Source organism: Jatrophihabitans sp. (assembly GCF_036388195.1).
Classification (GTDB): domain Bacteria; phylum Actinomycetota; class Actinomycetes; order Mycobacteriales; family Jatrophihabitantaceae; genus Jatrophihabitans_A.
This window is the reverse complement of the sequence record NZ_DASVSG010000128.1, coordinates 1-26,159: the sequence shown is the minus strand read 5'-3', so window position 1 is coordinate 26,159 and position 26,159 is coordinate 1. Positions and strand designations below refer to the sequence as shown.

Sequence of the window (26,159 nt, the reverse complement as noted above, 5' to 3'; positions counted from 1 at the left end):
GATGCCGCGGTAACGCACGGATTACAAAAGTCCTGTAATGCGCACGGAGCGTAACAGCCCCTTTAGGCCTGTACAAGAACGATTCTGATGATTTGCGAGGTCGGGGCTGGTGGCCCGTGACAGGGCCGCAGGCGCCGGGGACGGACACCTGCGTGGGGAATCGTCATGGTGGTTCCACCGGCCGGTGATCAGCAGTGGGGGCGGCTCAGACGCGCGTCGAAGGCCCAGTCGTGTTACTGGCCGACCACGGCGTAGAGGATCTTGAGCCCGCCGACGTTGCCGCCGTAGGACAGCTGGCTGAACCGCTGCCAGCCACCGTTGCCGATGACCTGCGGCGAGTGGACGTCGCCGGTGCCGGTGCGGGTGGTGTCGCGGTAGTACAGCAGCCGTCCCTGCTGGTCGACGGCGTACAGCACCCCGGGGCCGCCGGCCACGAGGTGGCGCATGTTCTGCCAGCCGCCGGTGCCGATGACCGACGGGGAGTGGACGTCGCCGGTGCCGTCGCGGGTGGTGTCGCGGTAGAACAGCAGCCGTCCCTGCGCATCGATCGCGTAGATGATCCCGTCGCCGCCGTAGGTCAGGTGGCGCATGTTCTGCCAGCCGCCGCTGCCGATGACCTGCGGCGAGTGGACATCGCCCGTGCCGTTGCGGATGGTGTCGCGGTAGAACAGCAACCTGCCCTGTTGGTCGACGGCGTAGAACACGCCGGGGTCGCCGGCGAACAGGTGACGCATGTCCTGCCAGCCACCGCCGCCGATGACCGACGGGGAGTGGACGTCGCCGGCGCCGTTGCGGGCGGAGTCGCGGTAGAACAGCAACCTGCCCTGCTGGTCGACGGCGTAGAGAATGCCGTCCCCGCCGGACAGGACGAACTTCATCGCCTGCCAGCCACCCTGTCCGATGACCGACGGTGAGTGCAGGTCGCCGAGGCCGTCGCGAGTGGTGTCCCGGTAGAACAGCAGCTGGCCCGCGGCCAGCGGTGGCGGCGACTCGCGCTGCACGATGCCGCACTCGGAGTTGCCCTCGAAGGCAGGCACGCCGGAGAGGTAGCCGCCGACGTAGAACTCCTGTTCCGGGGTCAGGTTCTGCGCCAGCTCCGCGGTGGTCGGCGGGATCAGCGAGTCGGCGATGTCCTGGGCGAGGTGCGGCCACAGCTCCGGCTGCAGGAAGCGGGCGAAGAACATCGTGACGGTGTCCGTGGTCAGGGCGCCGACGTACGGACACGACCCGCGCGGCGGGTTGCAGGCCAGCGGCACGTTGTAGAGGTAGTCGAAGTGGTCGGCCTCGTCGAACGTCACCCGGTATTTCGGTTGCGGGACGGGATTCCACAGCGAGTCCGCAAGATCGGCCTGCGTCTCGGACGAGGTGTACTTGCCCCAGGTGAACAGCCGCGCCGGCGCGCCCTGCCAGATCGGCAGCTGTTGGTTCGGCCATTCGGCCCAGACACCGCTCAGCGAGACGACTGCGGCCACCGGCCGGGTGGTGGCGAGGATGCCGGCATGCAGCGCGCCGTAGGAGTGCCCGGCCAGGCCGGTCGCGGGCGAGGGCAGCAGGCCGTCGCGGTGTTCCCAGCCGGCCCGCATCCAGTCGTGCAGCTCACGCAGCGATGCCTGGGTGTCGGGATCGTGGGGCGGGAGCATGTCGATCCCGGGAATCTGCGGCACCGCGACGACGTAGCCGGCCCGAGCGAGCTGGGCGGGCAGCTGGAACCACTTGCGGTACTGATCGGTCTCGGTGCGGCAGCTGCCGTGGAAGAACAGCACGAGGGGGTAGCGCCCGCAGCCGAGCAGGGGCACGGCGTCCTCGGGGGAGCCGTCCAGGCTGGGAAAGAAGACTCGCACCGTCAACGGCGCCCCATCGGCAGCCGTGTACTCCCGGTAGCCGTAGAAGACGGGCGCCAGAGCGCTGGGCTGCCAGCCGATCGGGCAGCTCGGGTCGAGAGGACGCCGGATTCTTCGCATGGCCGCAAAAGTAGACCCTGGCGTCAGCCGTCGGGACCCGTTTCGATCAGCCGGTCGCGCCGTGCGGCAGTCGGCGTGGTCAGCCCGTTACGGTCGCATCACTCCACCGGGCATCAGCGCCTTGGCGATCCTGGTGACCGCGGCGGGGGTGCCGGAGTTGTACTCCCACGGCGGGCCCTTGACCAGGATCGCCACGGCATATCGATCGGAGCTGACGTAACCGGTGGAGTTGTAGTCCGAGGCCTGGCCCCAGTCGTCGTCGTCCTGGCCCCAGCCCTGCTTGACGGCGGCATTCCGGTCGGCCTGCTTGAGTCCGAAGAACTGGTAGGTGCCGTCGGAGGCGTACTCGGTGGCTCGGTGCATGGCCTTGGACAGCCACGGCCAGACCAGCGGGTCGGCCTTGACCTTGGCGTAGAACCGCGCCATGCCGACCGCGCTGATGTGCGTGTTGCCCCACCAGCCGACCCTCGTCGGCGGCGATCCGAGGTTCGGGATCTTGTAGTGCTTGGCGATCCAGGTCACCACCTCGTCACCGCCGGCCAGGCCGTACAGCGCATCCGCCGCCCCGTCGTCGGACTGGGCGATCATGCGGTAGGCGGTGTCAGCTTTGTCTCCGGTCAGCTGCTTGGTGGCCAGCAGCCGGGTGGCGATGAACACCTTCACCACCGATTCCGTGGCGAACATCTCGTCGTAGTCACCAGCGGCCCACAGCTTGCCGGTCGTGGTGTCGACGACGGCGACACCGGCCTGATACCCGCGCGAGGTCGCAGCACGGACCGCGGCCTTGATTCCCGGGCTGCTGATCGGCACGCGCGCGACGGACGGGGCGGACTTGGCCCGCGCCGGCGCCGAGGGGGTAGTGGCCGGGCGTGACGCGGTCGGCTTGCGCGAGGTGGGGGCGGGGGACGTCCCGGTGGCCGACGCATCGGACGGCGTCTGCAGCACCGAGCCTGCAGCGGTCTCCGGCCGGCTCTGGCTGGTGGTCTCGGCGCTGCCCGGCGGCAGGACGCCCAGCGCGAACAGCGAGACGACGCCCGCGCCCGCGCCGAGCGGGAGGAGCGCCAACCAGCGCCGCCTGCTCATGCGGCGGCGCCGATCCGGTCAACTGTCTTCGAAGGCATCCATTCCAGTGAACCACCATTTCCAGGCCTCGCCACCACGGCGGGACGAGTGACACGCCACACTTTTCGGTCGGATCTGGACAGGGGCGATAACCGTTGGACTCGGTGAACCGGCTCGATCAAGATCCCTGCCATGAGCCTTCGCATTCAATGCCTGTGTATCGACACCACCGATCCGGACCGGTTGGCGACCTTCTGGCAGTCGGCGCTCGGCTGGCGGCGCACGTATCAGGAGGACCATGAGGTGGTGCTCGAGCCGCCGGTCGGCAGCCCCGAGGACGGCATCGTGCCCGATCTGCTCTTCCTGCGCGTCCCGGAGTCCAAGGTCGGCAAGAACCGTCTCCATCTGGAGGTCCGGCCGGACGACCAGGCCGCCGAGGTGGCCAGGCTGGAGGGTCTGGGCGCCCGGCGGGTCGATGTCGGGCAGGGTCCCGATGTCAGCTGGGTGGTGATGGGCGATCCGGATGGCAACGAGTTCTGCGTGCTGAGGCCGCTCACCGAGCAGGAGCTTGCGGGCTAGCCGATGGTCGCCGTGACAGCTGGCGGGCTTGCTTGAGAAACTGCGGGAATGACTGACTTCCTCGGCGAGGACCTGACCGGCGCCCGGTTCTCCAACGTCCAGCTGACCGGGGCCCGGTTCTCCGATGTCGATCTCACCAACGCGCGCTTCCAGCTGGTGGATCTGACCGGGGTCACCATCCGCGGCGCGGCCCTGGTGGACGTGGAGATCTCCGGCGAGGTCAGGAATCTGCGGGTCAACGGGGTGGATGTCGTGCCCCTGGTGGAGGCCGAGCTCAACCGCCGCTACCCCGACCGCGCAAGGATGGCCGCGACCGATCCCGACGGGTTCAGGGAAGCCTGGACGATTCTCGAGCGGTTGTGGGACAACACCGTCGAGCGGGCTCGCCGGTTGCCTCCGGAGCTGCTGCACGAGCGGGTCGAGGGGGAGTGGTCCTTCGTCGAGACGCTGCGCCATCTCGTCTTCGCCACCGATGCCTGGGTATCGCGCGCGATCTTGGGCAACCCGTCCCCGTGGCACCCCCTGGATCTGCCCCATGACGAGATGGGCGACCGGCCGGGCATCCCGCGGGACCGCGACGCGCGGCCGTCGCTGGACGAGGTGCTCGCCCTGCGCGCGGACCGGATGGCCACCGTGCGGCAGCTGATCGCGAGCCTCGGCGATGAGCAGCTGACCGGGATGACCCAGCCGGTCGGAGAACCGGGATACCCGGCGTCGAAGGGCTTCCCGGTACGCGAATGCCTGCAGACCGTCCTCAACGAGGAGTGGGAACACCGGCTCTACGCCGAGCGGGACCTCGACGTGCTGCAGAGCCGGTCATCCTGACATGAGCGTGCATGAGCTGTCACGGACCGAGGCCCGCCGGATCGCGGTGCGCGCCCAGCTCCTGGACGGCAACCGGCCGCACGGCCCGCTGGAGGTGGGCGAGGTCGGCGAGCCGGCGGTCATCGAAGGCGTGCGTGGTCAGTGGCGGGTCGATCCGGCCTTGCTGGGGCAGCCCTTCCGGGGGGACGGGGCTGCGCTGCTGTCACCGCTGGATCGGCTGGTCTATGACCGCAAGCGGATGGCAGAGTTGTTCGAGTTCGACTACCAGCTGGAGGTGTTCAAGCCGGTGGCGAAGCGGCGGCGGGGCTACTACGCGCTGCCGATCCTGTACGGCGACCGGCTGGTGGCCAAGGTCGATGCCACTGCCGACCGCGCTGCCGGCGCGCTGCGGGTCGACGCGATCCATCAGGACGTGCCGTTCGGCAAGACGATGGCCTCGGCGGCGCACCGCGAGGTCAAGGACCTGGCCCGTTGGCTCGACCTGGACCTCGCGCTGCCGACCTGATCCCGGCGGTGCGCTCGGAGCCGAGCCCCTCGTTGTCGACCGGTTGCAACGTCGTTGCAGCCGATCTGTCGGAGCTTGCGGATAGAACAGCCCCAGCTCAGCTCTGTCACCCCGTACCTCGCCGGAGGCCGCCATGCGTCCTAATCGCTTGCTCGCTGTCCTTGTCGCCGTCAGCGCGGTGGTGCTGGGAGCGGCTGGGACGGCCGGGTCGTCACCGGTCTCGCCCGCGGCCGCGAAACCGGTTGCTGCCCAGCTGGCGGCGGCCGATACGGCGCTGGTGACCCTGCAGGTGGCCAGCCGCGCCGAGGCCCAGGCGCTGATCGGAGCGGGCACCGACCTGCCGGTACGAGCGCTGGCCGACGGGGCGTACCGGGTGGACATGGTGGTCACCGGCGCGAAGCTGGCCACCCTGGTGAGCCGCGGGGTGCGGCTCATCCGGGTCATCCAACGCGAGGGGGACGGCACCGCCCGGTACGCCGAAAGCGTGCAGGCCGCGCAGGCTCGCAGAGCCGCTGGCCTGACCTCGGCCAAGGCCGGTCTCGCGCCGGGCGGTGCTGCCATGGCCGCCACCGACACGCTGCACTTCCTGCAGGGCTACTGGTGGACGAGCAAGGGGCAGCGCTTCCTCGGCGTCAAGGTCGCCACCACCGCGACGGAGGATCCCGACGTCCAGATCACCGTCACCTGGCGGACCGCGGACGGCCGGACCGGGTCCTACCCGCTGGAGCGGTTCAGCGACGCTGACGAGTACCAGTACCACTACACGTTCTTCCCCCACCCGGTGCCGGCCCAGCCGGTGTCGTTGACGGCCACGTCGAGCCTCGGCGGGACCGCTCGGATGACACCGCGGCCGTGGCTCAGCGCGCAGCCGCCGCCGGCGCCCACCGGCTACCAGCAGGACTTCATCTCCCAGTACATGACCCCGACGGACGTCAAGGCCCGCATCAAGCGGCTGGCGACCCAGTACCCCTCTCTCGTCGACGTGATCAACTTGCCGAACAAGACCCAGGGCTACCGGCGCTCGGCGTCGGGTTACCTCGGCGACCCGGCCAAGGCCGCGATCGTCGTCGAGTCGAGGAAGTTCGGCGACCAGGGCTGGAACGGCGTGCAGGTCAGAACCATCAAGCCCTCCGGACCCAACCATCCGCTCACCGCACGCTATGCGCACCGGGTCCTCACCGTGACCCTGGCCACCGGGAAGAACCGCGCGGTCATCAGCACCACCGGCCAGGTCGCAGCCCACATCAGGGACCGGTTCGGATCCACCTTCCGCGCCTTCGTCGAGAGCGGGTCGGCGGGCAAGATCATGCCGGTCGCCGGGCCCACCGCGTTGAGCGACCGCCTCAAGGCAGGACCGGAAGTGCCGCGCGCGCCATGGACGGTGCAGGCGATGCGGATCGGCGCGCACCGGGACGGCTCCCGGATAGGGGTGCTGGCGTACTCGCAGGAGCACGCGCGGGAATGGGCGACGCCACTGGTCACGCTGGAGTTCGCCGAGCGCCTGCTTGCCAACTACGGCACCGATCCGGAGACCCGCAGGCTGCTCAACGAGGTCGATGTCTTCGTGGTGCCGGTCACGAACCCGGACGGCGCCAACTACTCCTTCCACGACTTCAACATGCAGCGCAAGAACCTGCGCAACTACTGCATGGGCGCGCTGCGCGACCCGGTGCACCGGAACGACTGGGGCGTGGACATCAACCGCAACTACGCGGTCGGGTCGCTGTTCGACGGGTACTTCGGCGCCAGCCTGGACTGCCTGAACGAGGTGTCCTCGGGACCGGCGGAGCTGTCAGAGCCGGAGAGCCGCAACATCATCGCGCTCGCGAAGGCGCACCCGAACATCAAGTACGCCATGAACGTGCACTCCTACGGTGGCGCCTTCATGTGGCCGCCGGGGGCGTACAAGCTCGATGGCCGGATCACGCTGCCGCGTCCCTCGATCGAGGAGTCGGCGGAGTTCCTGTCGGCCGCGCGGCGGATCGTGACGTCCATCGCGGCCTATCGCGGGACGGTCACCTGGTCGACGTTCACCGGACCGCTCGCCGACGTGCTGTACTCGGCGGCCGGCAACTCGGCCGACCAGCTGTACTACGAGCTGGGCATCTTCGCCTGGGACTTCGAGGTCGGCAGCTTCCTCTGGAACGCCGCCACCCAGGAGTGGGACGGCGTCGGGTTCCAGCCGCCCTACGCCGAGGCGCACGCGGAGGCGATGGAGTACGCGTCGGGCCTGGTGGAGCTGCTGCGGGTGGCAGCGGAGTACCAGAAGACCCACCCGCGGGCGACTGCCGCACGCTGACTCCTGCTGGCAGCACAGCCGCCGATGCCCAACCGCGCTAGCCGGATTCGATCGTCAGGCCGTCTCGCTCGTCGTCCCAGGCCGCCGCGCTGATCCGCCAGCCGGCCGGGGTGCGGACGAACTGCAGGGTCTTCATGCCCCGCGCGGTGAAGGGTGTGCCGTCCTGCACGCCTGCCTTGGCGTAACTGCAGAAATGGTGGGCGATGTCGCCGAACACCTCGGTGTGGCCGGACAGCTCCCACTCGCGGAAGTCGGCCAGGGCGCCGCCGGACAGCAGGGTCTGCCTGGGCGCGATGAAGCCGTCGATGTCATAGACGGTGGGTTCGCCACCGCAGGTCCGGACGATCACCGCTTCGGGCAGGAACGCCGCCCGGAGCGCGTCCAGCCTTGCGGCCACGTCCGGCCCGGAGGTGAAGGCGGCGAAGAAGGCTCGGACGATGCCGGCGATCGCTGCCCGGTCGGCAGCCACGTCACTGTGCGGGTCGGCGCTGCTCACGCCGCCACCCTAGCCAGCGTCGGTCTGAGCGTCAGGCTGGCGGTTCGAACGGGCGCATGGTCATGCCGCCCCCGCGTACCGACCGGATCGTGCCGTCCGGCGCGAACTCGTAACGAATCAGCTCGCCGATCGGCACGCCGCCCGGACCGCTGACGATCTTCAGCGTGGTGTCATCGATGATCTCCAGCGCCACCGGGTCGTCGGCCGGGTTGGCGACCGTGGGGCTGAGCGCGAACAGCCGGCCGTCGAGCAACGCGACGTCCTGCACTCCCCAGAGATTGACGAACCGGCCGGCGAACCTGGCGCCGTCCGGCGCCGGTTGGTGCGTCGCCGCCGCGGCCATATCCATCAGCTGGAAGAGCGCCATGACCAGCGGCTCCGCGGGGCCGTCGATGGCATTGGTCAGCACCGACGCCACCGTCCGCCGCTTCGGGCAGGCGAGGGTTCTGGTGATGTGCCCGGGGAAACCCCCGCCGTGCCCGAACAGCTCGTGCTCGCCGACCCGGTTCAGGGACACGCCCAGCGCATATCCGGACTCCGCTTGCTTGACGTCCCACGCCCGGTGCCGAAGCTGGCGCAGGGAATCGTCGTCGAGCAGCCGCTCATCGCCCGGCAGCAGGGCGCTGTAGAAGCTCACCAGGTCGGTAGCGGTGGCGAAGAAGCCGGTAGCCGCCCCGAGCGCCGCGGTGTCGACATGATCGATCACCGTTCGCCCGGTCGCGTAGGAGAGCGCGCTGTGCCCGGCGGCGCACTCGGCCCGCCGCTCGGGGAGGAGCTCCGGGCCGGTGTCGGACAGGCCGAGCGGCTCGAGGATCTCCTTCCGGACCGCCTCGCCGTAGGTGCCTCCGGTCGCCTGCTCTATCACCAGCCCCAGCACGCCGTAGGCGATGTTGGAGTACTTGAACCGCTCGTGTCGTGGCAGCACCGACGCCGAGGGCTCGGCCGCGATCCGTACCAGCTCGTCCCGGTCCGGGTACGGCCGCAGCAGCTGCCAGAAGTCGCCGTCCTCGCTGTCGCGGATCACCCCGCCGCCGTGGCTGAGCAGCTCGCGCAGGGTGGTGTTGGCCACCGCGCTGCCGGCGAGGCCCGGCACGTGCGCGGCCACCGGGTCATCGAGCCGGAGCCGGCCCTGCTCGACCAGGCGCAGCACCAGCACCGCGGTGAACGTCTTGGAATGCGAGGCGATCCGGAACAGGTGCCGCTCGGTGAGCGGTGTGCCGGCCGGCTCTTCCGCGCTGCCGAGCGCTGCGGACAGGCGCGGCGTGCCGTCCTGGGCGACGCAGACCTGCACGCCGGGAATGCGCAGGAACCAGCGCCGGTAGTCAAGCCAGCCGCGGTAGTAGTCCAGGGTGTCCTGCGCAACCACGCCCTGCCGCCTCTCTGCCCGGCGGCAGGTCCGCCGCACTGCTGGCAGCTTACGAACTATGCATCGAGCTCGGAGAAGCCCTCGGTGGTCCATCCCGCCACGTCGCCGAATACGAAGGTCTGCCCGCCGACCGGGACGCGGTCACCGTTCTCCACGACGTACTGGGTGACTCGCAAGGCGGCGTACCCCGATGAGTACTCGACGTCGCGGGCCAAGCCCACCCGGAACGGAAGTTCCTCTCCGGCACGCAGCGGCAGACCGACGATGCCGGTCGCGGAACCTCTCAGCCGGTACACCCCGTGCCCCAGGTCCTCGAGATGGCTCGGGAACTCGGCGAGGCCATGGACCCGTTCAAGGGCGATGTCGCCCCGGGGCGCGAGCGTGAGCCAGCCGTCGTACCGGTCGACGGGTCGTGCCCAGCTGTCCAACGGCTCGAAGGTGATGTGGGTGACCATCTCCCACTCGGTGTTGTTGGCCACCACCAGCTCTCCGAGCCACTCCGCGGCGACGCCGACGATGTGGATGTTGCGCCAACCCACGTGGCTGAAGGTCAGGACGTTCTGGTTGAGGTCGGGGCCCTTGAAGCCCTCGAACGGCGAGGCGGACGCCTTGGTCACCACCGCCAGCAGGCAGAAGTGCCCGTCGTCGCCCGGATAGTCAGCCGGATTCGGAGGCGAAGTCCACCCGAACGCCAGCACGGTCTCATGCCCGGTGGCGGTCGTCCCAATTGCTTGGGGCGCTGCGACCGCGCCACCCTGCGCCGGGATCGCGCCGTCCCACGGTTGCGGCCAGGACAGCCCGGCGCCGGCCTTCGCCCAGTACAGCTGCACCACGTCCGTGCCAGAGCTCGGGTAAGGCCCGCTGCCCCGATTGGTGACCCGCACATAGACCGTGCACGGTTGACCGCCCAGGATCGGCTCGCTGACTCCGACGCCGTCGGGGTTCTGCCGCACCCAGATGTCCGGGCTCTCCCAGCCGATCGTGGTGGTCGCGTTGGGTCCCGTTCCCGGGTCGGCCAGGTTGTCCCGTAACGCCAGACGCGGGGTGCGGAAGGAGGACTCGATCAAGGTGGCGTACACGGTCTGGCTGGTGCCGTTGCTCAGGGTGAGGCCCCAGTGGTAGCCGTTCGGGTCCTGGGAATCGCCCTGGTTCCACCATCCAGCTGCGGAGTTCGCCCACCAGTTCCAGCCGACGAGGACGTCGTCGTTGGCCAGGCAGAACTGCCGCCAGCTCTCCCACTGCGCCTGGGCGATGGGCAACATGCTGCCGAAGGTCGGCCTTCCGTTCGGGCCGGCGTCGATCGCGATCTCGCCGATCTGCACCTTGACGCCGTTGCCGCGCGCCCAGGTGACGACGTCGCCGCAGGCGGTGCTGAGCACCGACGCGCTGGCCGAGCCCAGGCCGGAGTAGCAGTGCACGGTGACCGCGAGGTTGGCAAGCGGGTCCGTGAGGGTCAGCCATCGAGCTGCGCTGCCGTTACTGACGAACGCGCTCGCGGCGGTGTAGGCCATGCCGGGCACGAAGATGGTGTGGTTCGCTCCGGCCGCCCGGATGGCCGTGATCGCCGCCTGGGCACAGGCGAACCAGTCGGTCATGCTGATTCCGATATCGCCCGGCTTGTTGCCGGACTCGGCGTGCGTGTGCGGTTCGTTCATCAGGTCGAACGCCACCCGCCGGTCATCGCCGGTTGCCGCGAACACGGCTGCGGCGAACTTGCCCCAGAAGTCGGCGAAATCCGCAGGGGTGAATGCCGCGCCGCCGTAGACGATGTCGGTGTCCTTGGATGCGGGGTTGTACTGCCAGGGAGCGAGGGTGATGGTCATGCCGCGTGCCAGCAGCCGGGTGATCAGATCGGTCAGGTCGGCCCAGTAGGTGGCGTAGTTCGCGCCGGGCGCGGGCACCGGGCCGCCGAGCGTCGACTGGACTGCCTCCCAGGTGAACATGAGCCGTATCGAGGTCATGCCCTTGCTCTGGTACCAGTCCAGCAGCGCATCGGGGTAGACCGGGTAGTCCGCACCGCGTACCGGCCCGGCCGTTCGATCGAAGGCGCCCAGGTTCATGGACACGTGGTTCACGCCGTTGCGCTGCGCGCCGAGCGCATGATCGACCGGGAACTTCACAGATGATCTTCCTGCTTTCAGGACCGCTTCTGGACCCGGGAATTCTCGGGGTAGATCTTGGAGGAGCCTGCGCCGAGCTGGGTGATACCTAACCACTCATAGCCGGTCACGGTCTTGGGAATGACCGGCCTGATTCGAAGACTTGGGCGGCCGGGCCCAGTCAGGGTTCGTTGTCACCCCTTGCCGATCAGCAACAACTCGTACAGCACGGGTCGGCTGGCCCGGTGGTAGGCGGTGAACAGGTGACTGGAGCGCAGCTGACCGCCCGGCAGCGCGTGGAGGAGCCGCGCGGTGGACCAGGTGTAGCGCCAGCGCGGTTCGTCGGTGTCAGCGCTGGAGTGCGGGTGGGCGGCATGCTCGGCGCCCGCCCCGTCGATCAGCGGTTCGATGGTCAGCGCGAGGTGGCCGCCGGGGTTGACGTGATCCATCAGCTGCGGCAACACCGTCATCAGATCGGGAACCATCTCCAGGCACCCGATGGCGGTGACGAGGTCGAAGGATTCGGTCAGCCCGGCGACGTGGCTGGAGATATCGGCGACCTCGAAGCGCGCGTCGGGCACCTTGAGGGCCGCGCGTCGCAGCATGGCAGGGGACAGGTCGCTGGCCCACAGCGTCGCCTGCGGAAAGGCGGCGCGGACGGCCGCCAATGTCTGGCCGGTCCCTGTCCCCAGATCCAGAGCGGTACGTACCTCGACGCCGCCGGCTGTGAGCGACTCCAGAACACCGGCCAGGTACTGATTCGGAGTCCAGGCGCCAGCAGCGGTGTACTCGTCGTAGCTGGCGGCGTGACTGTCGAAGTAGCGACGCTGCGCCTCCGTCTGGTCCATCCCCTGATGCTAGGACGCGTCGGCTGTGCGATCCTTCGCTCGACCGCGTATCCGGATCTGGAGGTGCAGGCCAGGACCGTCGCGCAGCGGCAGGGCGAACGACAGCGATTAGTCATAGCGGGGCTGCAGCATGTCGATTCGGCACTCGGTTGACCATCGGGCCTGAGGGGAGTCAGATGAAGGCATCTGACCCACATCTCGGAGGCGGCAAACATGACCTACGGCATGATCATCCGGGCCCAGGCGCCGGTCCAGAGCTATGAAGCCGCGCATGGTCAAGTGCTCGCGGCATTGGACGGCGGGCAAGCTGAGGGCCTGCTCTGCCACATCGGCAGGGAGGTTGACGGAGGCTTTGAGGTGATCGAGGTCTGGGAGTCCAAGGAGGCTTCGGTCAAGTTCAATGAACAGGTGGTCGTGCCGGCCATGATCCGTGCCGGCGTTGCGATGCCCGAGCCCCCTCCGGAATTGACCGAGTTCGAGCCGTTGGACGTCATGTTAGGCAGCAGGTAGTTCTTCGGCAGCCCGCCACCGCGGGCTTGGGAGTTGGTGTGGGCGGGTGAGTATCGAGATCAGGCCCGCGACGAGGGACAGGTTCGACGACGTCGCGACCATGCTGGGCCCGAAGAACCCCGACTCCCCGGTGTGCTGGTGCCTCAGCCACCGGGTGGATTACAAGATCAACCGGCAGCTGGTTGGACCTGCCAGGGCCGAGTTCGTCCGCGAACTGTGCAGCCGTGCAGACAACGCCGGCCGCAAGGTCGATCTCACGATGGCTTACGTCGGGACCCGCAAGCTTTTCGAACAGACGGGCTTCACCAAGGCCGCCGACACCGACTCCGTCTCCGGCGGCTTTCCGCGGCTGGACCTGCGCTGAGCCTCCTGGTCTCAGGCGTCCGTCGTCTCTGGCTACCGCAGGGCCTACCAGCTCGCATCGCTTCCTGCTGCGCCTGCTACCCCGGCGGTAGGATCGCCAGGCCAGCAGGTCTGAGCTTCTCTCCAGGCAGGACACGCATCGTGACCGTCTCGAATTCATCGCTTCCTCGCTACCATCTGGCAGTGCCGGTCGATGACCTGGCCGCGGCGCGGCGCTTCTACGGCGAGGTGCTGGGTCTGGCCCAGGGCCGCAGCGCCGACACGTGGGTGGACTGGAACCTGCACGGCCACCAGTTCGTCACACACCTGGCTCCCGGCCGTGCCGAACAGGTCCACAACTCCGTCGATGGCCACGACGTGCCGGTGCCGCACTTCGGACTCCTCTTGCAGGTCGCGCAGTTCCATGAGCTCGCCGATCGGCTCCGGGCTGCGGGCACCGAGTTCGTGATCGAGCCCTACCTGCGTTTCGAGGGGCAGGCCGGCGAGCAGTGGACCATGTTCCTCCTCGACCCGGCAGGCAATGCCCTGGAGTTCAAGGCCTTCGCCGACGACGCCCAGGTCTTCGCCGTCTGAGAACCGGGTGGTCCTGCGGCTGGAGCTGCGATGAACGGTCTCCGTGGCCAGCGCCACTCCCGGGCCCTACTCACGCGCTGGGGTCACGGTCAGCCGCAGTAGGAGTTGCCGCACCACTGTTCGATGTAGGCCGTCGCTTCAGACGAGGACGACTGCCCGCTCTGACTGATGGTCACCGAGACGGTTACCTCTCTGGTGGGGGTGAGGTTGCCCAGGGTGCAGGAGCTAGAAGTAGAGGTGCAGCCATTGGTTATCTTGCTGACGTAGAGAGCGGGCACCGACCAGGCGTAGCTGTACGAACCGTTCAGATTCGTCACTTGGAAGACGGCCGTGTAGGAACTCGCGGGCATGCTGTTGTTCCAGCAGTAGCCAGGAGAGGGCTGGGGTGGCTGTGCCCCGCCGGCCGGCAGGACGTAGCAGCCGAACTGCTCGCCGCCCAGAGCAGATGCCGGGCCGGGATTGACGACAGTGAATGTGGCGACGGCCGCTGCGATCGCCAGCGCGGATAAGATCTTGCGCATTTTTCGTCCTTGGGGTTGAGGAATTGAATCACCAGCGTCCTGCTGGCGGCACGCGCGTTAACCCACAAGAAGCCAGCCGCGCACCAGGTTAGGAGCTATCACAGCGTATTATACGAAACGGGTGATTGGTACAGGTCACGCGCCCGTGGCAGCCTTTAAGATCGCCGGCCCGTTGGTCATCGCAAAACGTGCCCGTAGGACGGGGCGCGGCGTCACCTACCGGACAGCCGCTCCAGCACCCGCTCCAGCTCGCCGATATCGCCGAGCAGAATGGAGGAGATGCCAAGCTCCTCGCGCAGCTGCAGGAACTTCTCCACGAGCCGGTCGATGGATCCGATGAACAGGTGCGGCGAATCGATCACCTCGTCCTCGGTGAGTTCGGCCCCCGTCCGGGATCGCAGATGATCGATGACCTTGCCAGCCTCGGCCCGCAGGTTGTCGGTGACCGTCACCGGCCACACCGACGGGTAGATGTTGAACTCCAGGGACTCGAACCGCTCACCCGCGGCGTCCCGCACCCAGTCGATCTTCTCTCGCGTCGCGGCCCACGTCAGAGACGCGGCATCGACCTTGGCGTTGGCCTTGATACGAGGCGCCAATCCGACAATGTCGGCCTCCTGCCCGGCTAGCGTCAGCGTGCGGCGACCGCCCCCGCCGATGAGGAAGGGCGGATGCGGGCGTTGGACCGGAACGGGCTCGGCGGTGTACTCGGTAATCGTGTAGTGCTCACCGGCGAAGCTGAACGGGGAGCCTGAGAACATCCCCTTCAGCACGGTGATGGACTCGGCCAAGCGGGCCTGCCGGATCGGGGTCGGGTCGAACGCCATGCCGATGGCGTCGTACTCCGGCCTGTTCCAGCCGGCGCCGATCGCGATGTCCACCCTGCCGCCGGACAGGACGTCGATGCTCGCCATGTCCTGGGCGAGCACGGCCGGATGGCGCAGGTCATTGTTCATCACGAACGCCGACACCCGCAGGGTCGACGTCGCCGCCGCGACCGTCGCCGTCGCCACGACGGGGGATAGCTGCCTGAGCAGGTGATCGGGAATCACCAGGGCGTGATAGCCCATCTGCTCCGCGCGTTGCGCGCGGGCAGCCAGCTCCGGACCGGTGATGATCTCAGAGACGTCGGCAAGGAAACGGAACGGGCGCATGGTGGTCATTATGGGGCAGGGGCCGTGAGGCCCGCGCCCAGGCGCTCGACGTGGAGATCCTCAGTGATACCCCCGGCCGCCCGCTGAGCGACCCCGAGGCGCTTACACTCACGAATCGTGATTTCGAGCATTCGAGCGACCGTCGAGTCGCAACTACGGCGACGGCTAGCACCTCGCTTGGACGCCTTCGCGGTTGGAAGGTTCAGAACCCTCGCGCGGCGCGGCGAGCTCGGGCGCGACCCAGGTGCGGTGGATGCCGCCACTGCCTACGCGTTCGCGCAGCTGGCGAAACGAGTTGGTCCCGATGCGGTTGCCGGCCTCGAACAGCCGGTGTTGACGGTCTTCGGACTTCTTGCCGATGCCAATCTCGCCAAGGGCGGCGAACTGCCGGCCGTGGAGCGGGCGATCGTCGACAACTTCCACCGCCTCTATTACCACCGCTTGGAGCAGACCTGGAAACAGACCTACTGGCGCGGCGTCCACGTATGGAAGAACCCGCTGGACCTCTGGCTCTATCAGGAGATTCTGCATGACGTCGCACCCGAGGTCATCGTCGAGGCAGGCACCAAGTTCGGTGGCAGCGCGTACTTCCTCGCCAACATGTGCGACCTGATGGGTCGTGGGCAGATCGTCACGATCGACGTGACGGAGCAGCCGAATCGCCCGCAACACGACCGCATCACCTACCTCACCGGTTCGTCCACCGACACCGCTGTCATCGAGAAGGTCGACCGGATCATCGACGGCAAGCGCATCGTCGTGCTGCTCGACTCCGATCACAGCGCGCGGCACGTGCTGGCCGAGCTCCGCGCCTGGCACGACCGGGTGCCGGTGGGTTCCTACGTCATCGTCGAGGACACCAACGTGCATGGGCACCCGGTGTTCCCCAACCACGGTCCGGGCCCGATGGAAGCCGTCGACTCGTTCCTCGCGGAGAACGATCAGTTCATCATTGACGAATCGATGCACAAGTTCTTCATGACCTTCAACCCGCGCGGTTTCCTCAAGCGCATTGCCTGAGCCGGGCGAGCCGTCGGGCCGACTCCCTTCAGATAACTCTCGAACCGGCCTCGGCTTAGGAGGTGCTCAGGTGCGACGGCGACCCCCGTAGGAGGCGATCAGTGCGTCCGCCACGATCGCCGCGTCGGCCTCGGCCACGTCCGCCGGGTATTCGGGCAGCAGGTCGTCCCAGATGGTCAACCATGACCCATACAGCTGGGCCTGTCCCTCAGGCCTGGCGAAGAACCAGACATGCAGGTGCGCGCCGCCATCGCCGATCCGATAGACATGGGCTCGGGAGATATGCGGAAGCGCCTGGATATGGCGGGCTATATGGGTGGTCAACACGCCCAGTTCGGCTGCCAGCTCATCGGTCAGGTCAGGTAAGTCGTAGTGCTCGCGCGGCTGCAACATCAGAACCAGCGGCGTGCCGGCTCCGCCGATGCGGGTCACCCGCCAGCGGTCGTCGAGCCAGATCCCCTCGTCGCGGCTGCGGCACGAGTTGCACTCGGCTGGGTCCTCTCCCTGTCGCGCGGGCTCCGGCAGCACCGGTGGCCGCAGCGGCGCCACGCGCAGGCCCTCCGGTTCGAACGGACTGATGTCCCAGCCCGTCATGCGTGACAGCGGAAGCCGGCGCTCGCTGTCCGCGGCCGCAACTGCGTGGTTGTAGAACTGTTCAGGACTCAGGGCCATGGTCGAAAGACTAGGCGGTCAGGTCCCTCAGTCTCGGCTTGTCTCCGTACATCACCTGCGACCTGGACTCTCTGGTCCGCTGATCACGAATTCCCTATACCTGGATCTAGGCTCGGCATCGCTGAACGTCCGTTCATGCCGACGTGCGGAAGGTCAGACGTGCGGAAGGTCAGGCGCCAAACACCTGGAATTAGACGAATCCGAGTGCGGTCGCTATCAGCTCTCGTGCCCTGCCGATGAGGACCAGCTAGGGGTGATCGAAGCACCGAACGGCTGGTCGGCGATGGTGATCCCGCGCTGCCTTCGCTGCTCCGTGCGGGCGCGCCGTCGCTCGAGGCTCTCACTCTGCCGCAGTTGCTGGTAATACGGGTCGTATTTGGTCCCGATCAGCGGGTGAGCCGGTGAGTCAGCTGGTCCTAGCAGCGAGATGAAGAATGCGTGCACCGGGTTAACGGTGCGGTAGGGCTGAGGCATCGTGGGGCCTTGGGGATCGAACATCGTGCTCGCCTGCTTTCGTGTCGAGGGGCTACTGGTCCGACGGGCTGCGCTGCGCTGTCGGGTAGATCGAGTTGGGAGGGAGTGCTTTAGCCCCCGCTTCTGCTGTTTCTCAAGCTATAGGCGTGGAACTCACCGACGCAATGAAAACTTGCACAAGTTGGATCGAAGTCTCACCGGTTCGAACGGCGCGACCCCCGCTCCGGTGCCTATGATTGCCCGGCCTTCAGGGTGCAACTTCAGTCGAGGACAGCGCTGCTTCGCCAATCCGATGGGGGCTGGTGCGGTCACCGGTGATGAGCGCTCAGTCCGGCAGTGGCACGAGCGAAGGGCACGGCGACAGGAGACAGTGCGTCCTAGATCCTCTCCCAGCCGGCCTCAGAGCCACCAACCATCCGAGCCGCCTGCAGGCTCGGCTGGTCGTGGACAGTGGAACGTTCAAGGGGCCGGCTCAGTGGATACGAATTCCCGGCGGGCCCGCCTTGCATCAGCTCCACTGCGGCAGTCCCGGTTCGGGTGCAATCATGGCGTAGTGGAGTTGCTCTCAGTCGGCGACGTGGCAGCCCAGCTCGGGGTTTCCCCATCAACGGTCCGCATGTGGGGTCGACGCTATGGGCTTGTTGCCTCAGCCCGCTCCGCGGGCGGCCACCGGCGCTATACCAGCGCGGACGTCGAGCGGCTGCACCACATGCATGCGGCGGTGATCTCCGGCGAGACCCCGGCGGCCGCAGCGGCTCTGGTGCTTGCCAGCAAGGAGCGCCAGGATGACGCCGAGCATCGGGCCATGACGACGGGAGCTTCCCGCTACGGCGGAGGTTTCGTGCTCGCGCTTCCCGGTGCCGGGCGCGCTGCCCAGGGAATCGGGCGGGCAGCCTCCCGCCTGGATGAGATAGGCGCCAGGGAGATGACGCTGCAGGCTCTGCATGAGCTCAAGACGACGGAGACCTGGAACCAGGTGCTACGGCCTGTGCTGGTCGCCACCGGAATGCACTGGCAGCGCACCGGATCGGGCATCGAGATCGAGCATCTGCTGAGCCAGGCCATCACAGCCGCTTTCGCCACCTATTTGAGCCAGCTCTCGGAACCTGCACAAGATCGGCCGGTGGTCCTGGCTGGCGGACCCCGGGAAGACCATGTGCTGACCCTCCTCGCGGTTCGCAGCACCCTCGCAGAACGCGGCGTGCCGGTCCGAGCGCTCGGTGCGCGCACCCCGATGCAGGCGCTGACCAGCACCGCAACCCGTATCCGAGCAGCTGCGGTGTTCATCTGGTCGACCAAACCGACCAATGCATCGGAAAAGGAAACTCGCGAGTTCAGCGAGAATCATCGCGGGCTCACCGTGGTGCTCGGAGGCGCCGGCTGGCGGCAGCGGTCGATCGGCAACGCAACTGTCTGCACAAGCCTGGAGCAGGCCGCGAACCTGCTCGATCAGGCGTGGCGCCGCAAGGTTCGGAAAGGCTTATCCGAGGGTTCGTCACCTTCTTGATAAAGACTTGCACAAGTTTCCCTAGACCGCTGAGCGCGGGCGTATAAAGAAGAGGGCGCTCAATCAGACACGCGCACGCTGCGGTCGGCCGTGCCGGCTGCCGGCTCCGACGCCGCACTGACCGTTCGCGTTGACGTGAACCGGTTGCAGTCTTGAGTGGTAAGCGCGACGTCAGAGTTACAAACGTCTGCGCCTGTTGGGATAGCTTTCCAACCCGGGACGGCTTAGAGGAGGCGCAGGTACCACACCGCGATCCAGACCTTCACCTTTCGCTTGTATCTCGACTATTGTGACGGTACTGACGAACCGGACAGAGCGTCCGAGCGATGAGGAGACATGATGCGCAGACTTGCGGCAACCACCATGGTGGGCGCGGTGGCAGTAGCCACGGCGCTGGTGCCGGCCACCAACGCCAGTGCCCTCGGCGGCGAGACACTGGGCTGCCGGGTTGCACCCGGCTACACCTTCACCTTCTCCAACGTCTGCACGAACGACTCGCCGTCGGACTCGGGCTACACCATCGGCTTCCTCGTGGAGAACACTAGCGGGACGTACGCCTACGCCTGGAGCATCCCAGGCCCCAGCTCCGTCTACGCCGGCTGCACGTCCACCTCCAACTCCTGCACCATCAGCGTCACCCGAGCCACGAGGGAGTACAACATGTCGGTCACGCTGTCGCAGGGCGGATCGTCCGTGACGCTCACCGCGACCGCGAACATCGAGCCGTGGTGCGGCAACATGCTCTGCTAGCCGCCGCGCAGTACGACGGAAGCGCTCCCGACTTTGGGAGAGGTCGGGAGCACCATCACGTGGACAGCTGCTGTGTCTGGTGCCGGGTTCGACATCGGACATCCTGGTCAGTGCGGGTCAGTGCGGTCAGTGCGGAGGCCGGCGGTTACTGGTGCTACGCGGTCCGGAACAGGCGGTCCGCCGCTACCTGCTCGGTCACGGCGATCCCCGGATCGCCTCGATTGTCGACGAGCGCACCCGCGAATGCCTTGGCGACGGGCTGGGGCCACGACCGTCGAGTCGGCGGCGGATCCATATGCACAACGAAGTCGGCGACCGGAACCTGGCGCGCAGAACGACAGAGATGGTGCGCCGGGGGTTAGCTGACCATCGCTGCCGGTCGGGTTTCGAGAATGCCGCTCCAACGCGAGCGTTGCTGTCGCATTTACAACGTTGGTGCGCCGCCAGGGACTCGAACCCCGAACCCGCTGATTAAGAGTCAGCTGCTCTGCCAGTTGAGCTAGCGGCGCGTACAACATCCGTGCCCCTTGGCGTGGGCACGAGAGAGAACCTTAGCAGAGCCCGCCCGACCGCTCGAAATCCGGCGGCGGCGCCACCCCGGGCCCGCAGCAACCCCGCGTTGACCCCTTCGGACCCCTGTGGTTGGGTTGTCGGCAACGACGGCAGTGAAGGAAGTCCGGTGCGAATCCGGCGCGGTCCCGCCACTGTCACCGATGAGCGGACCCCGCTACATCACGGCCTCGCGGCTGGAAGATGGGGCGAGCGCGACCCGGAGCCACGGGCCAGATTCGGGAGCCAGGATACTTCGGCCGTCGGAGCAGCCCCAGGGCGTGGACACCCGACGGAGGTTACGAACGATGACGGCAACCCGGCACGCCCGGCAACGCCTAAGACGCGGGCGCTAGATGTCACGGCTTCCGGTCGCGGCCGGCCTGATGCTCGGTGTGCTGGCCGACGAGCTGCTCGGCGACCCCCGGCGCGGCCATCCGGTCGCCGGGTTCGGGGCCCTAGCAACAAGCCTGGAACGCCGCATGTACCGCGACTCCAGGCAAGCCGGCGGCCAGTACACGCTGGCCTGCGTGCTGCCGGTGCTCACCACCGCCGCCCTGGTCGAGCGCCGCACCGCCCAGCGCCCCATCGCCAGGGCCAGCGCCATCGCCGCCGCGACCTGGACGGTGATCGGCGGCCGTAGCCTGCGCCGGATCGCCACCGACCTGGCAGCAGCGCTGCACAACGACGACACCGAGACCGCCCGCACGATCATCCCCAGCCTGTGCGGCCGCGACCCGCAGCAGCTGGACCCCAAGGGCCTGGCCCGCGCCACCGTCGAGTCGCTCGCCGAGAACACCGCCGACTCGGTGACCGCGCCGCTGTTCTGGGGCGCCGTCGCCGGCCTGCCCGGCCTGCTCGGCTACCGCGCCGTCAACACCCTGGACGCCATGGTCGGCCACCGCTCACCCCGCTACGACCGGTTCGGCACCGCCGCGGCCCGGCTGGACGACCTCGCCAACCTCATCCCGTCACGGCTCACCGCCGTCCTCACCGTCGTGCTGGCCCGCCAGGTCGGCGGCACGCCCGCCGAGGCCTACCGCGCGTGGCGGTCCGACGCCGCCAGCCATCCCAGCCCGAACGCCGGCCAGTGCGAGGCCGCCGCGGCCGGCGCGCTCGGCCTCGTGCTGGGCGGGCCGACCAGGTACCCGACCCACACCGAGTTCCGCCCGGTCCTCGGCAGCGGCCGAACGCCAGAACCAGCAGACATCGCGCGGGCAGCGAGACTGAGCCACCTGGTGCAGTACGCCACCCTCGCCGTCCTGGTCAGCGGGATCGTCCTGCGCGAAGCCACCAAGGACGAGAGAGAGTGAAGGGCTCGCTGCTGGTCGCCGGCGCCAGCTCCGACGCCGGCAAGAGCCTGTTCACCGCGGGCCTGTGCCGGTTGCTCGCCCGGCGCGGCGTCTCGGTCGCCCCGTTCAAGGCGCAGAACATGTCCAACAACTCCGCGGTCGCAGCCGACGACGGCGAGATCGGCCGCGCCCAGGCGCTGCAGGCCCAGGCCTGCGGCATCGAGCCCAGCGTGCTGATGAACCCCGTGCTGCTCAAGCCCGGCAGCGACCGGCGCTCACATGTGCTGCTGCACGGCCGTCCCTACGCCGAGACCGGCGCGCTGGACTACCGGGAGCTGAAGTCGGCGCTGCGCAAGGAGGTGCTGGCGAGCTTCGACGAACTGCGCCAGCGCTACGACATTGTGATCTGCGAGGGCGCCGGCAGCCCGGCCGAGATCAACCTGCGCGAGACCGACCTGGCGAACATGTGGCTGGCCGACCAGCGCGACCTGCCGACCCTGATCATCGGCGACATCGACCGCGGTGGCCTGTTCGCCGCGCTCTACGGCACCCTTGCCCTGCTCGGCGAGCGTGACCAGTCCCTGATCGCCGGGTTCGTGGTGAACAAGTTCCGCGGCGACGACCGGCTGCTCGCGCCCGGCCTGGACATGCTGACCACGTTGACCGGACGCCCGGTGTACGGGGTGCTGCCCTGGCTGCCGGACCTGCGCCTGGACGCCGAGGATTCGCTGTCCACCCCGCTGGCCCTGGACGGCGGCGCGCCGGCCGGGACCGACCGGCTGACCGTGGCCGCGATCAGGCTGCCGCGGACGTCCAACTCCACCGATGTGGACGCCCTGGGCGCCGAGCCCGGCGTGACGGTGCGCTGGACGACCTCGCCGGCCGAGGTGCTGGCCGCCGACCTGGCCGTGCTGCCCGGCAGCCGCGCCACCGTGGCGGACCTGGCCTGGCTGCGCGAGCAGGGGCTGGCCGCTGCCCTGACCGACCGGGCTGGGCAGGGCCGCCCGGTGCTCGGCATCTGCGGCGGCTACCAGATGCTCGCCGACACCATCGTCGACGAGGTCGAGTCCCGCGCGGGCGCCGTCGCAGGGCTGGGGCTGCTGCCGGTGACGGTGCGGTTCCAGGCGGAGAAGATCCTCGGCCGCCCCACCGGCACGGCGTTCGCCGCCGAGGTCAGCACCGGCTACGAGATCCACCACGGCGTCGGCACGCTGCGGCCGGGCGAGAATGCCGAGCCATTCCTGGACGGTTACCGGGTCGGCGCGGTCTGGGGCACCATGTGGCACGGCGCCTTCGACAGCGACGAGTTCCGGCGCCGATTCCTGAGCCGGGCAGCCGAGATCGCAGGCCGCGACTTCACTCCGGCGCCGAGCACCGACGTCGCCGCCAGCCGGGACCGCCAGCTCGACCGGCTGGCCGACGCGCTCGAGGCCGGCATCGACGTCGACGCCCTGACCAGCCTGATCACCAGCGGCCCGCCTGCGGGGCTGCCGACACTCCCTCCAGGAGCACCGTGACGATGACGTCCAGCACCCATACCGAAACCGGCTATCCGTTCTCCGCGGTGCTCGGCGCGGAGGAGATGCGGCTGGCGCTGCTGCTCAACGCGGTGTCGCCGGCCATCGGCGGCGTGCTGGTGCGCGGCGAGAAGGGCACCGCCAAGTCGACCGCGGTCCGTGGCCTGGCCGCGCTGCTGCCCGCCATCGAGGTGGTGGCCGGCTGCCGGTTCGGCTGCGACCCGGCAGCGCCGGAACCCACCTGCCCCGACGGTCCGCACACCGACATCGAGACGGTGACCGTCCCGGCCCGGCTGGTGGAGCTGCCGGTCGGCGCGTCCGAGGACCGGGTCATCGGCTCGCTGGACCTGGAACGGGCGCTGGCGCACGGCGTCCGCGCCTTCGAGCCGGGCCTGCTGGCCAGCGCGCACCGGGGCATCCTCTACGTCGACGAGGTCAACCTGCTCGCCGACCACCTGGTGGACGTGCTCCTCGACGCCGCGGCGATGGGCCGCAACCATGTCGAGCGCGACGCGGTGTCGGTCAGCCACCCGGCACGGTTCGTCCTTATTGGATCGATGAATCCCGAGGAGGGTGAGCTGCGTCCGCAGCTGCTGGACCGGTTCGGCCTGACCGTGGACGTCTCGGCCAGCCGGGATCCGGCCGTCCGAGTCGAGGTCGTCCGCCGGCGGCTGGATGCCGACGCCGACCCGGCCGGCTTCGCCCAGCGGTGGGCCAGAGCGGAGGCCGAGCTCACCGAGCAGATCGCCGCCGCCCGGGAGCTGCTGCCCGACGTGGTGCTCAGCGACGCGGCGCTGCGCCAGATCGCCGAGGTGTGCGCGGCCTTCGACGTCGACGGGATGCGCGCCGACATCGTCACCGCCCGGACCGCCGTGGCGCACGCCGCCTGGCACGGCAGGACCTCGGTCACCGAGGACGACGTCCGGGCCGCGGCGCTGCTGGCCCTGCCGCACCGCCGGCGGCGCAACCCGTTCGACCAGCCAGGCCTGGACGCCGACGCCCTGGACGAAGCGCTGGAACGGGCCCGCGACACCGAGCCCGACCCCGACCCCGACGGTGGCGGCGCGCCTGCCGACGAGTCCGATGCCGGGCAACCCCAGGACACCCCACCCGACAACCGGTCAACCCCCGACCGGCCAGCCCCGGACAGCGACAGCGACCGCGGCCAGCCCGGCCCCGGCCAGCCGGCCAGCACCGCCGCCACCGGCAAGGCCGGCCGCGCCAAGGTGCTGCGCGGAACCGGCGGCTCGCCGGCCACCCCGGGCCGCCGGGCCGCCGCCCGCACCGGCCGGGGCCGGACCGTCCGCGCCCTGCCACCCGGCAGCGACACCGGCCCGATCCACCTGCGGGCCACGGTGGCCGCCGCCGCCCCGCACCAGCTCGGCCGGGGTCGGACGAGCGGCCCGATGCGGCTGCACGGCCAGGACCTCAGGCGGGCCGACCAGCGCGGCAAGGAAGGCAACCTGGTGCTGTTCGTGGTCGATGCCAGCGCGTCCATGGCCGCCCGGGCCCGGATGGGGGAGGTGAAGGCCGCGATCCTGTCGCTGCTGCTGGATGCCTACCAGCGCCGGGACAAGGTCGGCCTGATCACCTTCCGCGATTCCGGCGCCGAGCTGGTGCTGCCGCCGACCGGCTCGGTGTCGCACGCTGCGCACCGGCTGGAAACGCTGGCCACCGGCGGCCGCACCCCGCTGGCGGCCGGGGTCGCCAAGGCCGCGCAGGTGGTCCGCACCGAGTTGCTGCGCGATCCCTTGCGCCGTCCGCTGATCGTGCTGATCACCGACGGCCGGGCCGACACCCGTGCCGCGGCCCGGGCCGGGGCCGGGCTGCACAATCACGACATGGTCGTCATCGATTGCGAGCGGGGACTGGTCCGGCTGGGCCTGGCGCAACGGCTGGCCTACGACCTGCACGCGCAGTACCTGCCGCTGGCCGAGGTCACCAGCGAACCGCTCACCGCTCTCGTCACCGATTGGCAGGCCGCCTGATGCCGCAGGGTAAACCCGACACCGTTCCGCAGGACGGCCTGACCACCCGGCAGCGGCGCAACCGGCCGCTGACCATGGTGCACACCGGTCCGATGAAGGGTAAGTCGACCGCCGCGTTCGGCATGGCGCTGCGGGCCTGGAACGCCGGCCTGAGCGTCGGGGTGTTCCAGTTCGTCAAGAGCGCCAAGTGGCGGGTCGGCGAGGAGTCGGCGTTCGCCGCACTCAACACCGTCCACCAGACCACCGGGCAGGGCGCGCCGGTGGCCTGGCACAAGATGGGGGAGGGCTGGTCCTGGATCCAGCGGCCCGGCGCCGAGGCCGACCACGCCGCCGACGCCGTCGAGGGCTGGCGGCAGATCCAGCGCGATCTGGCCGCCGAGACCTACCGCTTCTACGTCCTGGACGAGTTCACCTACCCGATGAAATGGGGCTGGATCGACCCGGACGAGGTGGTCGCCACCCTGGCGGCCCGCCCCGGTTCGCAGCACGTGGTGATCACCGGCCGCGACGCCGCCCCGGCGCTGGTCTCCTACGCCGACCTGGTCACCGAGATGACCAAGGTGAAGCACCCGATGGACGCCGGGCAGAAGGGGCAGCGGGGTATCGAGTGGTGAGCCCGCCGCTGGCCCTGCCCCGGCTGGTGATCGCCGCTCCGGCCAGCGGCGCCGGCAAGACCATGGTGGCCACCGGGCTGCTCGCCGCGCTGCGCCGGCAGGGCCTGGAGGTCAGCTGCCACAAGGTGGGCCCGGACTACATCGACCCCGGCTACCACGCGCTGGCCGCCGGCCGGGTGGGACGCAACCTCGATGCCTGGCTGGTGGGCGAGCACCGGATCGCCCCGCTGCTGCGGCATGCCGCGAGCACCCCGCGACCGGCGGACATCGCCGTGATCGAGGGCGTGATGGGCCTGTTCGACGGCGCCGCGCACGCCAGCGTGGAACCCGGCTACGGCTCCACCGCGCAGGTCGCGGCCCAACTCCGGGCCCCCGTGGTGCTGGTCGTCGACGCGTCGTCCCAGGCCCGCAGCGTCGCCGCGCTGGTGCACGGCTTCGCCACCTTCGACCCCTCGGTGCGCCTGGGCGGCGTCGTCCTCAACCGGGTCGGCAGCGACCGGCACGAGGCCATCCTCCGCGAGGCGCTGGGGGCGGCCGGCGTCCCGGTGCTCGGCGCGGTGCGCCGCATCGAGGCGCTGCACACCCCCTCCCGTCACCTCGGCCTCGTGCCGGCGG

The 26,159-nt window shown here is 69.1% G+C and carries 24 protein-coding genes, 1 tRNA gene and 1 riboswitch; of the genes, 15 read left to right on the top strand and 10 right to left on the bottom strand.

The window, feature by feature from the left end; genetic code table 11:
* Nucleotides 1-233: 233 nt before the first annotated feature.
* Together VF612_RS13145 and VF612_RS13140 are read right to left on the bottom strand one after the other, a co-directional pair.
* The gene (locus tag VF612_RS13145; RefSeq protein ID WP_408660302.1) at nt 234-1,961 is read right to left on the bottom strand and encodes a tachylectin-related carbohydrate-binding protein; all 1,728 of its coding nucleotides are present in this window, start codon (nt 1,959-1,961) and stop codon (nt 234-236) included.
* A gap of 87 nt (nt 1,962-2,048) precedes the next feature.
* Nucleotides 2,049-3,026 (bottom strand): hypothetical protein, encoded by a 978-nt coding sequence (locus VF612_RS13140; protein ID WP_408660301.1) that lies wholly within the window; start codon nt 3,024-3,026, stop codon nt 2,049-2,051.
* A gap of 189 nt (nt 3,027-3,215) precedes the next feature.
* On the opposite strand from VF612_RS13140, the gene VF612_RS13135 reads away from it, so the two are divergent.
* The 4 genes from VF612_RS13135 (at nt 3,216) to VF612_RS13120 (ending at nt 7,231) form a co-directional block, all read left to right on the top strand.
* Nucleotides 3,216-3,602 (top strand): VOC family protein, encoded by a 387-nt coding sequence (locus VF612_RS13135; RefSeq protein ID WP_408660300.1) that lies wholly within the window; start codon nt 3,216-3,218, stop codon nt 3,600-3,602.
* A 48-nt stretch (nt 3,603-3,650) separates the two neighbouring features.
* Nucleotides 3,651-4,427: a DinB family protein gene (locus tag VF612_RS13130; protein WP_408660299.1), complete on the top strand. Its 777-nt coding sequence runs from the start codon at nt 3,651-3,653 to the stop codon at nt 4,425-4,427.
* A gap of 1 nt (nt 4,428) precedes the next feature.
* Nucleotides 4,429-4,932, top strand: a complete 504-nt coding sequence (locus tag VF612_RS13125) for a DNA glycosylase AlkZ-like family protein (protein ID WP_408660298.1) — start codon at nt 4,429-4,431, stop codon at nt 4,930-4,932.
* Nucleotides 4,933-5,065: 133 nt separating this feature from the next.
* Complete coding sequence (locus VF612_RS13120; protein ID WP_408660297.1) at nt 5,066-7,231, top strand: M14 family zinc carboxypeptidase; 2,166 nt, start codon at nt 5,066-5,068, stop codon at nt 7,229-7,231.
* Nucleotides 7,232-7,268: 37 nt separating this feature from the next.
* Here the strand turns inward: VF612_RS13120 and VF612_RS13115 are convergent, their stop codons facing one another.
* The 4 genes from VF612_RS13115 to VF612_RS13100 form a co-directional block, all read right to left on the bottom strand.
* Nucleotides 7,269-7,727 carry a DUF4440 domain-containing protein gene (locus tag VF612_RS13115; protein WP_408660296.1) on the bottom strand — a complete coding sequence of 153 codons (459 nt, stop codon included), beginning with the start codon at nt 7,725-7,727 and terminating at the stop codon, nt 7,269-7,271.
* 31 nt (nt 7,728-7,758) lie between these two features.
* Complete coding sequence (locus VF612_RS13110; RefSeq protein WP_408660295.1) at nt 7,759-9,093, bottom strand: serine hydrolase domain-containing protein; 1,335 nt, start codon at nt 9,091-9,093, stop codon at nt 7,759-7,761.
* A 56-nt stretch (nt 9,094-9,149) separates the two neighbouring features.
* Nucleotides 9,150-11,213, bottom strand: a complete 2,064-nt coding sequence (locus tag VF612_RS13105) for a cellulase family glycosylhydrolase (RefSeq protein WP_408660294.1) — start codon at nt 11,211-11,213, stop codon at nt 9,150-9,152.
* A gap of 173 nt (nt 11,214-11,386) precedes the next feature.
* Entirely contained in the window at nt 11,387-12,040 is a 654-nt protein-coding gene (locus tag VF612_RS13100) for a class I SAM-dependent DNA methyltransferase (RefSeq protein WP_408660293.1), read from the bottom strand.
* Nucleotides 12,041-12,253: 213 nt separating this feature from the next.
* Here VF612_RS13100 and VF612_RS13095 point away from each other — a divergent pair, with 213 nt between their 5' ends.
* From VF612_RS13095 to VF612_RS13085, 3 genes are all read left to right on the top strand, one after another.
* Entirely contained in the window at nt 12,254-12,550 is a 297-nt protein-coding gene (locus VF612_RS13095) for a hypothetical protein (protein ID WP_408660292.1), read from the top strand.
* 46 nt (nt 12,551-12,596) lie between these two features.
* Nucleotides 12,597-12,914, top strand: coding sequence for a hypothetical protein (locus tag VF612_RS13090; protein ID WP_408660291.1), 318 nt, complete (start codon nt 12,597-12,599; stop codon nt 12,912-12,914).
* A 140-nt stretch (nt 12,915-13,054) separates the two neighbouring features.
* Complete coding sequence (locus VF612_RS13085) at nt 13,055-13,486, top strand: VOC family protein (RefSeq protein WP_408660290.1); 432 nt, start codon at nt 13,055-13,057, stop codon at nt 13,484-13,486.
* 89 nt (nt 13,487-13,575) lie between these two features.
* Here the strand turns inward: VF612_RS13085 and VF612_RS13080 are convergent, their stop codons facing one another.
* Nucleotides 13,576-14,007, bottom strand: coding sequence for a hypothetical protein (locus VF612_RS13080; RefSeq protein WP_408660289.1), 432 nt, complete (start codon nt 14,005-14,007; stop codon nt 13,576-13,578).
* A gap of 212 nt (nt 14,008-14,219) precedes the next feature.
* A complete protein-coding gene (locus VF612_RS13075) occupies nt 14,220-15,161 on the bottom strand; it encodes a TIGR03621 family F420-dependent LLM class oxidoreductase (protein ID WP_408660288.1) in 942 nt (313 codons plus the stop codon).
* A 177-nt stretch (nt 15,162-15,338) separates the two neighbouring features.
* Here VF612_RS13075 and VF612_RS13070 point away from each other — a divergent pair, with 177 nt between their 5' ends.
* Nucleotides 15,339-16,181: a CmcI family methyltransferase gene (locus VF612_RS13070; RefSeq protein ID WP_408660287.1), complete on the top strand. Its 843-nt coding sequence runs from the start codon at nt 15,339-15,341 to the stop codon at nt 16,179-16,181.
* 66 nt (nt 16,182-16,247) lie between these two features.
* On the opposite strand, the gene VF612_RS13065 is transcribed toward VF612_RS13070, so the two are convergent.
* On the bottom strand, nt 16,248-16,853 hold the full coding sequence (locus VF612_RS13065) for an HIT family protein (protein ID WP_408660286.1): 606 nt from the start codon (nt 16,851-16,853) through the stop codon (nt 16,248-16,250).
* A gap of 1,051 nt (nt 16,854-17,904) precedes the next feature.
* Here VF612_RS13065 and VF612_RS13060 point away from each other — a divergent pair.
* A complete protein-coding gene (locus VF612_RS13060; RefSeq protein ID WP_408660285.1) occupies nt 17,905-18,834 on the top strand; it encodes a MerR family transcriptional regulator in 930 nt (309 codons plus the stop codon).
* A gap of 375 nt (nt 18,835-19,209) precedes the next feature.
* Nucleotides 19,210-19,584 (top strand): hypothetical protein, encoded by a 375-nt coding sequence (locus VF612_RS13055; RefSeq protein ID WP_408660284.1) that lies wholly within the window; start codon nt 19,210-19,212, stop codon nt 19,582-19,584.
* 433 nt (nt 19,585-20,017) lie between these two features.
* Here VF612_RS13055 and VF612_RS13050 read toward each other — a convergent pair.
* A tRNA-Lys gene (locus tag VF612_RS13050) sits at nt 20,018-20,093 on the bottom strand.
* A gap of 116 nt (nt 20,094-20,209) precedes the next feature.
* A riboswitch (cobalamin riboswitch) is annotated at nt 20,210-20,409 on the top strand.
* A gap of 80 nt (nt 20,410-20,489) precedes the next feature.
* Here VF612_RS13050 and VF612_RS13045 point away from each other — a divergent pair.
* The 5 genes from VF612_RS13045 to VF612_RS13025 form a co-directional block, all read left to right on the top strand.
* Complete coding sequence (locus VF612_RS13045) at nt 20,490-21,446, top strand: cobalamin biosynthesis protein (protein ID WP_408660283.1); 957 nt, start codon at nt 20,490-20,492, stop codon at nt 21,444-21,446.
* Nucleotides 21,443-22,942, top strand: a complete 1,500-nt coding sequence (locus tag VF612_RS13040; protein WP_408660282.1) for a cobyric acid synthase — start codon at nt 21,443-21,445, stop codon at nt 22,940-22,942. The genes VF612_RS13045 and VF612_RS13040 overlap by 4 nt, the downstream gene beginning before the upstream one ends.
* A gap of 2 nt (nt 22,943-22,944) precedes the next feature.
* Nucleotides 22,945-24,930, top strand: coding sequence for a magnesium chelatase subunit D family protein (locus VF612_RS13035; protein ID WP_408660316.1), 1,986 nt, complete (start codon nt 22,945-22,947; stop codon nt 24,928-24,930).
* Nucleotides 24,930-25,544 (top strand): cob(I)yrinic acid a,c-diamide adenosyltransferase, encoded by a 615-nt coding sequence (gene cobO, locus VF612_RS13030; RefSeq protein WP_408660281.1) that lies wholly within the window; start codon nt 24,930-24,932, stop codon nt 25,542-25,544. The genes VF612_RS13035 and cobO overlap by 1 nt, the downstream gene beginning before the upstream one ends.
* Before the next feature lie 62 nt (nt 25,545-25,606).
* Nucleotides 25,607-26,159 (top strand): AAA family ATPase (locus tag VF612_RS13025; protein ID WP_408660315.1); only part of this gene is annotated, 553 nt, incomplete at its 3' end.